9 protein-coding genes are annotated in these 11,599 nt (G+C 69.0%); 2 read left to right on the top strand and 7 right to left on the bottom strand.

The annotated features are described in order from the left end of the window. On the top strand, positions 1–412 hold a 412-nt coding region (locus tag MXD62_RS31960), incomplete at its 5' end, for an IS110 family transposase (protein WP_248833088.1). A 121-nt stretch (positions 413–533) separates the two neighbouring features. Here the strand turns inward: MXD62_RS31960 and MXD62_RS31955 are convergent. The 7 genes from MXD62_RS31955 to MXD62_RS31925 all read right to left on the bottom strand — a co-directional run bounded on the left by MXD62_RS31955 (position 534) and on the right by MXD62_RS31925 (position 10,400). After that, complete coding sequence (locus tag MXD62_RS31955) at positions 534–1,118, bottom strand: hypothetical protein (RefSeq protein WP_020458132.1); 585 nt, start codon at positions 1,116–1,118, stop codon at positions 534–536. Between the two features lie 626 nt (positions 1,119–1,744). Further along, positions 1,745–2,119, bottom strand: coding sequence for a VOC family protein (locus MXD62_RS31950; protein ID WP_285224267.1), 375 nt, complete (start codon positions 2,117–2,119; stop codon positions 1,745–1,747). A 36-nt stretch (positions 2,120–2,155) separates the two neighbouring features. Further along, on the bottom strand, positions 2,156–3,394 hold the full coding sequence (locus MXD62_RS31945; RefSeq protein WP_248833090.1) for an IS701 family transposase: 1,239 nt from the start codon (positions 3,392–3,394) through the stop codon (positions 2,156–2,158). A gap of 362 nt (positions 3,395–3,756) precedes the next feature. Beyond that, positions 3,757–5,472: a GMC family oxidoreductase gene (locus tag MXD62_RS31940; protein ID WP_248833086.1), complete on the bottom strand. Its 1,716-nt coding sequence runs from the start codon at positions 5,470–5,472 to the stop codon at positions 3,757–3,759. Positions 5,473–5,501: 29 nt separating this feature from the next. Then, positions 5,502–6,173, bottom strand: a complete 672-nt coding sequence (locus tag MXD62_RS31935) for a hypothetical protein (protein ID WP_248833085.1) — start codon at positions 6,171–6,173, stop codon at positions 5,502–5,504. A gap of 106 nt (positions 6,174–6,279) precedes the next feature. Next, positions 6,280–7,500, bottom strand: a complete 1,221-nt coding sequence (locus MXD62_RS31930; protein ID WP_248833084.1) for an ABC transporter substrate-binding protein — start codon at positions 7,498–7,500, stop codon at positions 6,280–6,282. Between the two features lie 131 nt (positions 7,501–7,631). Further along, complete coding sequence (locus tag MXD62_RS31925) at positions 7,632–10,400, bottom strand: family 78 glycoside hydrolase catalytic domain (protein WP_248833083.1); 2,769 nt, start codon at positions 10,398–10,400, stop codon at positions 7,632–7,634. Between the two features lie 114 nt (positions 10,401–10,514). Here MXD62_RS31925 and MXD62_RS31915 point away from each other — a divergent pair, with 114 nt between their 5' ends. Further along, the gene (locus MXD62_RS31915) at positions 10,515–11,576 is read left to right on the top strand and encodes a LacI family DNA-binding transcriptional regulator (RefSeq protein ID WP_308301358.1); all 1,062 of its coding nucleotides are present in this window, start codon (positions 10,515–10,517) and stop codon (positions 11,574–11,576) included. Positions 11,577–11,599: the final 23 nt, after the last annotated feature.

Genomic DNA, 11,599 nt, shown 5'->3' with positions numbered 1-11,599 from the left:
GACCACCCTGCTCACCCGTCACACACCCGCACTACTCACCCGCGTCGGCGTGGGACCAGATACAGCCGCGGCCCTCCTCATCGCCGCGGGCGACAACCCGCAACGGCTGGCCAGCGACGCGTCCTTCGCCGCCCTGTGCGGCGTCAGCCCGATCGAAGCGTCATCCGGCAAGACCCACCGTCACCGCCTCAACCGCGGCGGCGACCGCCAGGCCAACGCCGCCCTCCACCGCATTGTCATCACCCGTCTGCGCTGCGACCCCCGCACCCGCGCCTACCAACAACGACGCCTCGCGGAAGGCAAGACCCCACGTGAGGTCATCCGCTGTCTGAAACGATACGTCGCCCGCGAGATCTACAACGCCATCCCGCGCACCAGCCCACCGGCCACCGCGGCCACTGCGGCCACTTGACAACACAGGGGCGTCAGCGCCGTACCGGCTCCATCCACACTGTGGACAGCGGCCTCGCCGCGAGCTGGCGGGCCGACGGGTCGACGGCGAGGACCGGCCCGTCGGCGCACGCTCGACGTGGTCAGGTGTACGCAGCCACCTGGAGCTGGAACATGTAACCGGCTGCGGCGTGTCCCCAGCCCGGGTTCCCCGGGCAGGCACCGCGGTTCGGCCGGTAACCGTCGAAGTACAGCGTGCCGCACTTGAAACAGAACCGCCACTCGGACTGGTAGCCGCCCGGTATCGGATTCAGGTCGTGGGGGAGGAGATTCTGCTGGGATGTTCCGAAATGACCCGCCCCGCCTCGGGCGACGCATACTCCGTTGGCGTCGCCGTAGTAGATGAGCGCACAGTAGTAGCACTCCATCCAGGCGCTTTGTAGGGACGGCGTCTCGCCGGCGTGGAGAAAGTTTCCGTTCGAATACGCCACAGCGAACGTCCAGCCCTGGATAACATGAGAACCACCCTGCGGGCAATGATTGTTGTCCGCCCGGAGCTCTCGGAGCAGCCCGAAGCATTTGTTACAGAAGCGCCAGTAGTGGATCCCGTCCCCAGCCGCGGCGGCCGGTTTCGCCAGTGCCACCGTCGCGCCGACCGTCGCTATGCCCAGACCCGCGGCCAGGAAGGCCCGCCGTGGCATCCCGGTCGCGGATTCTTCTGCCGGCATCGAACCCCGCCCCCCGTTTCTAGTCGAAAATCTCGATCCACGACGCATTCCAGGCGACGTCCTTCGACGCGGTCCGGGGGAATACGGCGTCCGCGCCCTCGGCCCACCTTTCGACGTGGATGAGCCGCGCCGATCAATCGGCGGCCCGGGCCCATCGACGCGTTGTTGAACCTGCGCCACATCCGCCTGCGGGTCGGACACCGTGTCCGCTCCTCCCCCGCGCCGAGTGTCCTGGGTATCGCCCAACCCCCGGCGCCGTCAGTCACGAGGCTAGAGATCGCCCGTCCGGGGCGCATCAGTGCTAGCACGGAATCCAGCAACCTTGTCGCGTCCGGTCGAGCCGGGCAGGCGGGCCGGCCGCAGCGGTGGAAGGCGATATGGCGTTCCGGCGTCGGCTACCGGCACCGGCCCCTAACCTGTCACGGTTTCTGGAAGATCACCCTGGTGGGAGATTGCCCTGGCAGTCATGGTTGTCGAGGGTCACCTGAAACGCTCGCCGACGCGCCCACGGATCCGCCAGCCGTGATCACCTCGCGCTACGCTCTAGTACGGCAGCAGCACTTTTGTGATCCGTTGGGGCAAGGTGTCCGCGTCGTGGGTGGCCTTGGCGGGATTACATCGGGGCACTACTCGGGTGGAGTCACAGTCGTCAGGCAGAACGGATGACCAGCGGGGTCGAACAGCACTCGCCACCGATCAGGGTCTGGCTGCACTGCTGCGAGCGTGGCACCCAGACGTTCAGACTCGACTACCGCCGTCTCTAGGTCGCCGACGGCGAGATCCAGATGGATCTGTTTGGGTATGTCGGCCTCAGGCCAAGTCGGTGGGCTGTAGCCGGGGATCTCCATGGCAAGGAGCCAGACCCCGTCGGTGCGGACCCCGACAGTGCCCGTGGCAGTCGCGAACATGATCTCGCCGCCGAGCATCGCGGCCCAGAACTCGGCGAGCGGCATGGCGTCAGCGCAGTCCAATGACACGAATACGCGTCCAGCGACGGCCATATGGGTGAGCGTAGTACGCCAGCCCTTATCTGATGATCAGTTGGGTTGGTGGTCTCGCCGTCGGTAGTGGCTGGCGCGGGCGTTGGCTTGATGGCGGCGCCGCCACTGTGACCAGTGCAGGACGTGGGCAACAGTCTCGGCCGTCTGGACGACGAGAGCGGTGAACAGCCGGCGGACCTCGTTCACGGTCAGGGGTAGCAGGCCTTCGGGCGGGGGCTGGTCGCGTTCGTCGGCGGCCAGCACGGCGAGGAAGGCATGGACGAGCATCGCGAGCACGGTCCAGCGGTGCCAGGAGGTCCATTTACGGACCTGGTGCTGGTCAAGGGAGGCGAGTTCCTTGCAGGTCTGGATCGTTTCTTCGACGGCCCAGCGGCGTCCGGCGACCCGGACCAGCGCGGACAGCGGGACCGGGCCGGGTGCGTGGGCGCGGTAGAAGGCGTACTCGCCGGTGCGGCGGTTGCGGCGGATGAGGAGCCAGTGCCGGCCGGGCAGGTCCTGGTCGACGGTGTCGATCATCGCCCAGTCGTAGTAGCGCTGTCCTTTCGACCCCATGCCGGCGGAGAGCTTCTGCCAGGAGCGAGCAGGCAGACGCACGGCGAGCTCGACGGCCTTGCGCGGTCCGATGCCGATGGTCACCTGGTGGTTGCTGGCGACGGCCAGCACGTAGCCGACACCGCGCCGGGCCAGGTCGGCCCGCAGTTTCGGATCCTGGCCGTAGACCTCGTCGGCCGCGACCCAGCCAGCGGGTGTCCCGGCGTCGAACGCGCGGGCGAGCATCTCCCGCGCCAGCGCGGGCTTGGTCCGGAAGCCTGTGCCGTCGGGGACGCCGGCCGCAGCGAGCCGATAGGGGTCACCGGTCCAGCTCTTCGGGAGGTAGAGCGCCCGGTCGATGAACGTGTGGCCGCGGTCGGCGGCGTAGGCCAGGTAGACCGCGACCTGCGCGTTTTCGATTCTTTCGGCGGTTCCGGTGTACTGGCGTTGCACCCCGACCGTGGCCGTGCCTTTCTTCAGGTCCCCGGTCTCGTCGACGACCAGAACGGCCTCGGGTTCACCGAGCCGTTCGACGACGTAGCCGCGTAGGTCGTCGCGGACGGCGTCGGCGTCCCACACCGCACGCGCGAGCAGGCGTTGCATCCCGTCCGGTGACGCCTCGCCCGCGTGCTCGGAGACGGTCCAGCAGTTCGTCCGGCCCAGACCCGCCATCAGCCCGAGCAGGAACGGGCCCACCCGGCGGCGGGTCTCCACCCGCGCGAACCGGCCCGTCACCCGGGACAGGACGCCCTCGAACTCAGCCCGCCACCGCTCGCTGTCTATGCTGTGGCCCACGGCCACTGGTCGATCTTCGATGGTCCACACAACCCGCGATGATCATCGGTGGCCGTCCCGCGTCTGCGATCGCCCTGCCGCCAGGCCGACACGGCCACCCGCGAAGATCACCACGGAACGCAAGACGATCACAAAAGTGCTGCTGCCGTACTAGACGGCGAGCAACGGGCCGTCGCCGTTAGGGCCTGCACGGCACGCTGCCGGCTACTTGCCGCGGTGGCCACTAGTCCAGACGGCGACGGCTTTCCGCTACGAGCAGCCGCTACAAATCTGCTTGCTCGAGTAGCTTTAAATCGCTGATGGGCTTTCCGTTATCCGGTGGTGGCCGCGTGGGCTGCGGTTCGCCAGGCGAGGGCCATGATGGTCAGGACGGGGTTGGCGCCGCCGTTGGTGACGTGGAGGCTGGCGTCGGCGACGTAGATCCGGTCTGTGCCCCAGACTTTGCCGTACGGGTCGGTCGCGCCGTGCTGGGGTGAGTCGGACATGCGAGCGGTCCCGGCTTGATGCTGGCCGCCGGAGAGTCCTCGGCCGCCCGCGCCCATACGCCAGGTGCGGGTGGCGCCGGACGCGTAGAGCCATTTCTCGGCCTGAGTAGACAGGAATTCGGCGGTGCGCAGGTCCTCCGGGTGTTGGAGCCCTTCGAGTCGGGCGACGGGAAGCCCGAGTTGGTCGGTGACGGTGGAGGCTAGCCGGATGCGTGCTTCGCGCGTGGGTACTTCTTGGACGGGGCCCTGGATGTTGACGGTGTGCTGGTAGCTCTCGGCGAGGGCGCGTCGCGCGTCGGGGCCTGTGCGGTCGATGCCTGAGGGGAGGCCGAGTACGTAGTGCATGGTAGGGATCTTGATGAAGTCGTGGCCGAGTAGGCCGCCGCCGACGATGCCGTCGTTCCCGTGGGAGAAGCGTCGGGTCGCGACGGAGGGTCCGGGCCCGTAGCCGTCGTGGACGTTCTGGTCGAACAGGCCGAACACATTGGCGTACAGGTGTCCCTGGAGGCAGTCGCCGACCCAGTCGTTGCCCAGGCCGCTGAGCTGGAGCAGTCTCGCGGTCTCGACGGCGCCGCCGGCGAGCACGATCCGTCCGGCGTGGAGGACGCGTGAGGTGCCGTCGGCGGCGATCTCCACCTCGCCGGTGTCGGTCACTCGGATGACCTGTGCCTGGGTGATTAGGTCGGTCCCGAGGTCGAGGGCGCGGGGCAGGACGGTGCTGTGGGTGCCGTTGCGGGCATCGACGGGGCAGGCGAAGCCGACGCATTGTCCGCAGCGGATGCATGCGGCCCGTCCGTTGCGGGGCTCGGTGTTCAGCAGCAGCGGGACCGCCCCCGTCGGCCAGCCGAGCGTCTCGGCTCCGGCTGCGAGCACCGCGTGTGCAGCAGTGGGAGGGAAAGGTGCCATCGGGTAGTCGCGTTTGCGGGGTCCTTCGCCGGGGTGGGGATGCCCTGCCACGCCGAGTTCCCATTCGACCCGGTCGTAGAACGGTTCGAGGTCGTCGTAGGTGATGGGCCAGTCCGCGAGCGCGGATCCATCGGGGACGCCGTACAGCGACGCCATGCGGAAGTCGTCGGGCAGGAACCGCCATGCCTGTGCGCCGAAGAACCGAGTGCCGCCGCCGACGGTGATCGCGTTGTGGTGGTAGCGCAGGTCGTCGGACTCGATGGCCACCTCACGGCCCTCGCTGGGCACGGCGCGCGGGTGCCCGGGAGGCGTGTCGAGGTCTCCTCCGAAGAAGAACCGGTGATTGCGGATGTGGTCGGCCGCCAGGTCGCGTGCGCCGAACCACGAGCCGCGCTCTATCACGAGCACCGAGAGGCCGGCGGAGGCCAGTACGAAAGCGGCGACGCCGCCCCCGGCTCCGCTGCCCACCACGATCGCGTCGTAGCGGCCGCGCAGGTCGCGCAGTGCCCGCGTCGGCGGGCGGAGCACCAGCGGCACGTCGATGGGTGGGCGGCCCGCCGGGTAGGGGTCGTAGCCGAGTTCCTCCCAGGCGCCCGAGTCGGGGTCGGCGTAGAAGTCGAGAGGTGAACGGGTCATCAGATGGCCCTTCGTCGAAGGATGTCGCGTCAGGAGCTCGTCGCGGCGGCGTCCGTCGGTGAGGCTGCACGCGCGTCGTTGATGGGGATCTGTGCGCGGATGGCGTCAAGTGTTGACGCGATGGCGACGGTCTCGTCGAGCGTCATCGCCGGGCTCTCCGTGAGCCCTTGCCGGAGGCACCGGTGCACTTCGGCGATCTCAAAGGCCAGTCCGTTGTCTTCGTAGGTGGCGTCGATGCGCTCGGCGCCGTTGGGTCGAGTGGTGACGGTGATCGCGTCGGGGCAGTGCATGAACGCCGGGAGGTCGATCGACCCCTCGGTGCCCGCGATGCGGGCAGTGCACGCCATAACTGTCCGGATCGCGGTCTTGACGACGCCGAGCCTGCCGTCGGAGTGGCGGAGTACTGCCGCGACCTGCTCGTCGACGCCCGTGGCACCGATGACACCGTCTGCGACGACGTGGCTGGCCGGGCCTAGCACGAGCGAGCACAGCTGGACGGGGTAGATGCCGAGGTCGACCCGCACCGCTTCGGGAAAGAACCGGAACAGTGCGACCTGCTCGTGCCGTCCTGGAAACGCCGAGCGGATGAGGACCGGAGCGGCGGGCCGTAGCACGCGCCGCAGTTCTGCGGCGGGCCGCGCGTCTGACGCGGTCCACCCGATGGGAACGAAAGCGCCGCTACCCAGGTCGACGGCCGGCATGCCGATCGCCTGCCACGCCTCTTCGACCGGGTCATTTCGCAGGCGATGCTTTCTCGGTGTCGGCGACGCACGTGGGCGCCGCCGACACCGCGGGCCTAGAGCGGGCTCAGTCCCCGATCGGGGTGGACCCCAGAACCTCGAACTCGGTGGGCTGGCCGTCGCCGTCCAAGGTCGTGGACAGGCCACCCCTCACACAGACGGCCGGATTCTCCGGGTAGGCCTTACCGTTGCACCGGTAGCGCAGGCCGGCCGTCCCCGGTAGCTCCGTCTCCGGCATCGAGTGCAGCGACGATGCGACCGTCTGGGGAGAGATCTCCCCAGACATGCCAGCGAGCGGGGCGAGGAGACCGGCGAGTGTCACGTAGGTGCCCCTGCCGACGAGCGCGTCGGCGTCGTCGAGGCCGTCGCCGTAGCCGTCGATCACAGCGCGGTAGACGACGTTGGACGGGTCGGTGCCGCCGGTGGGTACCGTCGTACCGACCACCATTCCGTCGAGCGTCTCGGCTGGCACGCCCTTGCGGGTGGCGTCGGTGACGCACTGCGCGATCGCGCTGATCTTGCCCTCGTATCCGACGGCCCGCAGGCCGTTGAAGGCGCTGATGCAGAACGTGTCGTTACCGATGACGAACACCAAGCCGGTGTCCCCTTCCGCGATGTTCTGCATCTGCGGGGTCATGTCGGCCGTGCCGGGGGGCACCGTGACGAGTTGGTAGTCCAGGCCCGCGTCGGCGAAGGCCTTGGGCGCGACGTCCTGTGCGGTGTGCAGCGCGGCGGGCACGTCGATCACCACCGAGGTGACCTTGTGTACGCCGAGTTTCGCGGCGAGGCTGATCGGGAGCTGGAGCACCGAATAGGTGGGATCGCCCAGGACGAAGGTGGACTCGCGGTCGGCGAGCAGGTCCGGGTTGCCCGAGCCGTAGAACATCGCGGGGATGTTTGCGTCGGCCAACGACCGCCAGACGTCGTCCACCACGCCTGATTCGGCGACGGCGACAGCGACGACTCCATCGGAGATCATCTGGAAGGCGCACTCGGCGGCCTTCGACGGGTCCGCCTGCGTTTCGCACTTCACCAGCTCGATCGGGCGGCCACCGATGCCGGCGTGCCGCGCGTTGAGGTAGGCGACTGTGGCGTCGGCGACTTCCAGCTGCGCGGAGCCGTCGTAGACGGGCGTCGTGCCGTCCGACACATAGCCGATCTTCACGGGTTCGCCGCTGGCGGCGTTCACCGGCCCGAGCACGTCGGTGTCCGCGTTGGTGTTCGCCGGCCCCGGGGTGTCGTCGTCCGACCCACAGGCCGCCCCGAACACCAGCACGGCTAAGGACATGGACAGCAATGCGCCCAGCCGCCGTCGTAGCGGCCTATGGTGCCCGCATCGCCTCGGCGACCCGTCGGTTCTCCGCATATGTCTGCGCTCCTTCTCTGTGGTGGCGGCCCGCGCGTTGATCGGATGGTTGGTCAGGTGGCCTCGTGTCCGGGAGATCGGGATTCCTCCGGCCGGGAGGCAGCCCTGGGGACCGCGGGGCAGCTGCCCATCCACCTGCCGGGACCGGAGGCGACGCGGGTGCCGTCCGGCAGCAGGATCTCGGCGGTGGTCCCGGGTGGCACGGTGACGGTGAGGTGGATCTGGTCGCCGTCCAGGCGCCATGACGATTCGATCCAGCCGTAGGGCGAGTCGTGACCGGCCTCGGCCCAGCTCAGCCCGCCGCCGGGACACGGGGCGACGCGAAAGTGCCGATAGCCCGGGTGGTCGTCGAGCAGCTGGATACCCGCGACGTAGCGATGCAGGAACGAGACGACAGCACCCTTGCTGTAGTGGTTGAGCGACATCGGGTGCGCGCCGTCGGGGCCCTCCCAGGTTTCCCAGACGGTCGTGGCGCCGCGGTCGACCATGGCCAACCAGGAGGGTTGGGTGTCCTGGAACAACAGCTCGTAGGCGATATCGAGGTGACCGCTGTCCGCGAGCACAGGTAACAGGTACGGGGTAGCGAGGAAGCCGGTGCCGAGATGGGTGCCGGCCCGCCGGATCAGTTCGACCAGCCGGGTCGCCGTCGATTGCCGCAGCTCGGCGGGAACGAGCCCGAAGGCGAGCGCCCGTACACAGGTGGCCTGTGTGTCAGGCGCCAGCCGACCGTCAGGACCGATGAACTCGAGGCGCCAAGCGGCCAGGACGGCCTCGGCGAGTTCGCCGAGCCGGGTGGACTCGGCGACGTGGCCGAGGAGACGGGCGATTCGGGCCGCGATTTGGCTGGATCGATACAGGTAGGCCGTCGCGACAGCACTGTGGTCGGCGGTCCTGAACTCGCCTCCCCCCTCGGGGTCGGTGACGTCGTCGCCGGGCTCGAGCCATTCCCCCCAGTGGAAGCCGGTGTCCCAGAGAAATGCCTCGTGCGGCGCCGGTTCGGGACGGGAGGCTATGCGATCCGGGTGCCGGCCGGTACGGGCGCTGGTGGCCGCGAAGTCGATCCAGCGCAGCATCGTCGGCCAGAGTTCGGCGAGGATGCCGGTGTCGTCGTAGGCGCGCCAAAGTTCCCAGGGGACGAGCACGGACGCATCGCCCCAGCCGGCAGACCCCTGCAGATCGTTCTGGAACATCGTCACGACGGGGTCTGCGTCGGCGTCGCGCGCGATCGGGCCGACCGGGTCCGGCACGATGTTCGCGACGCAGCCGTCCGGCCGCTGCCCGGTGGCGAGGTCCCGCAGCCATTTGACCGAGAAGCCGGCAACGTCGTAAAGGAAGGCCGCCGTCGGGCTGAAGATCTGCCAGTCGCCGGTCCAGCCCGAGCGCTCACGTTGCGGGCAGTCGGTCGGGATGTCACAGGCGTTGTCGCGGAAGCTCCACTCGGCCATGGCGTGCAACCGGTCGAGCCGGTCGTCGCTGCACCGGAACCATCCGGTGCGGCGCAGGTCGCTGTGGACGACGACACCCGTGACGTCGTCCGGTGTCAGTCGCCGCGGATAGCCCTCCACCCGCACGTACTGGAATCCGTGGGCGGTGTGGCGGGGCTCGAAGAAGTCCCCGACCACACCCGCCGAGACGACCTGATCGATCTGCAGGCCCGGTCCGGGTTCGCCGTCGGACAGGCCGGGCAGCCGCAGGTTGACCTGTGTGAGGTCACCGATCTCGTCGAGCATCTCGCCGTGGGTCAGGGTGAGCGTCGTCCCGGCCGGTCCGAGGTCGTGCAGCCGCACCCATCCGGTGATGTTCTGTCCCAGGTCCACGATCTGCCGGTCCGGAAGCGGACGAGTGATCGCCACCGGGTGCAGTTGCTGGACCCGACGCACGGGAGGCGCGGGGGAACAGGCGAGGCGATCCAGTCCGTGATCGGCGAGCGCGACGGGCCGCCAGTCGTCGACAACGCGGAGTCGGTCCTCGCGTTGACCCGCCACGAGATCGGCCGCGATGATCGGGCCTGTCCCCGAGCGCCACTCCGGTCCGGTGGCGACGATCACGTCGGTACCGTCCGGCTGGGCAAGGTGGAGCTGACCCAGGAATGCGACGGTGTCGCCGTAGTTGTCGGCTCGTTGCCTGAAGCCCAGCCGGCCGCGGTACCAACCGTCGCTGAGCACCACCTCCCAGACGTTCTTCCCCGCGACGACCAGCGGACCGACGTCGTAGACCTGCACGTTGAGCGTGTGCCGGTAGTCGGTGAAGCCCGGGGCCAGTTCGACGTCGCCGCACCGGTGGCCATTGATAAACACTTCGTAGATGCCGTGCGCCGTCGCGTAGAGACGAGCCTCACGCGGGAGCGAGGCCAGCTCGAAGCCGCGTCGCAGCACGTGAGCTGGGCGCTCGCCGCTCGGCGCCCGAGCGGCTTCGACCGGCTCGATCCAACGGGCCACCCAGTCGTCCGGGTCCGACATCCCCGTCTCGAACCAGGCGGCGGCGGACCAGTCGCTCTCGCCCACGTCCGTGCGGACCTTCACCCGCCAGGCGACTCGCTGGCGGGAACCGAGGTCGGGACCCGGCCACGGCAGCAACACACTCCGGTCGGAGTCCACCCAGTCCGAATCCCCCCGGACCGGGTCCCCGAGGTCGAACTCGACCCGATATGCCGTCTGCCGTGCCGATCCGTCGGGCAGCAACCAGGACAACCGCGGCCGACGTTCCCCGATCCCGATCGCCGCCGCATCGAGGTACTCGACCCGTAGCCGTCTCGGCGCGTCCGTCGAGCCCGCCGCGGCGATGCTCGCCACCGGACCTCCCCAGTCATCAAAGATCTTCACCAACAAAATCGATCATGGTTATACGTTTAACCGACGTCGGCACCATAGGCGACATAGGATCGGAGGACAAGCGGTCGGGGATATCCGTGCTCGCTCGGAGGTCACCAGGCACCGGTGCGCGGTAACGGCAAGGCGCTCGACTTCGACCTGGTAGGAGACATGGCGTCGAGAGCGGGCGGTCGACCCACCCTGAACGATGTCGCCCAGCACAGCGGGGTCTCGATCGCCGCCGTCAGCTACGTCCTGAACAACCGGCCGGACAAGCCGATCTCCGCGGCGACCCGCCAGCGCGTGCTCGACGCGGCCGCCCGACTCGGCTACGTGCCGAACGCCGCTGCCACAACCCTTCGTCGGGGGTACTCCCAGGTCGTACTGGTGGTGATCGACCGCACCTTCGTCGGCGACGTCAGCGCCCGCACGGTCGAGCACGTCACCGCCGACATCACCGACCGCGGCTACACCGTCCTGCTCCACGTGAAGGTCTCCGACGAGCAGCTGTGCGACGTCGTCCGGGCGCTGCAGCCCTTCGGCGTACTGCTGCTCGCCGAGACGTCGGCCACGACCCGGGCCCAGCTCGGTGCGGCCGGGGCCCGCCACGTCCTCGGCGTCAGCTACGCCGATGACGACGAATCCGACACCGCGAGGTTCTGGGAGATCGAGATCGGCGCAGCCCAGGTCCGCCACCTCGCCGGCCTCGGACACGAACACATCGCCTACGCCCTGCCGTCGTCCGACTCGCCGCGCCTGCCCGTGGCCCGCGGCCGACTCGCCGGAGCGAACGCAGAGGCCGACCGTCGAGGACTCCCACCCGTCGTGGCCGTCCCGCTGCCGCTCGACCGCTCCGCTGTCGCCCGGCAACTGACGTCGTGGCGCGACCAGGCGGCGGTCACCGCCGTCTGCGCCCACGACGACCGCATGGGTATCGCCGTCCTGGCCGCGTCGAGCGATCTCGGCTGGTCGGTACCCGCTGAGCTGGCTGTCATCGGCGCCGACAACAACCCGGAATCGCAGCTCACCACCCCAGCGCTGTCCACCGCCTGGTTTCCCGAAGCCCGTTACAGCGACTTCGCCCAGCGCTGGCTGGCTGCCGCCGTCGCGGGCCACGCTCCCGAAACCTCGCAGACGACCGACCGCGAACTGCCACCGATCGAGATCACCAGACGACAGTCCACCTGACGGCCAGTCATCGGGCCCCGGCA

The organism is Frankia sp. Mgl5, from assembly GCF_023242985.1.
GTDB lineage: Bacteria > Actinomycetota > Actinomycetes > Frankiales > Frankiaceae > Parafrankia > Parafrankia soli.
The sequence above is the reverse complement of the archived record's forward strand: the minus strand, read 5'-3'. Positions and strand labels throughout refer to the sequence as shown.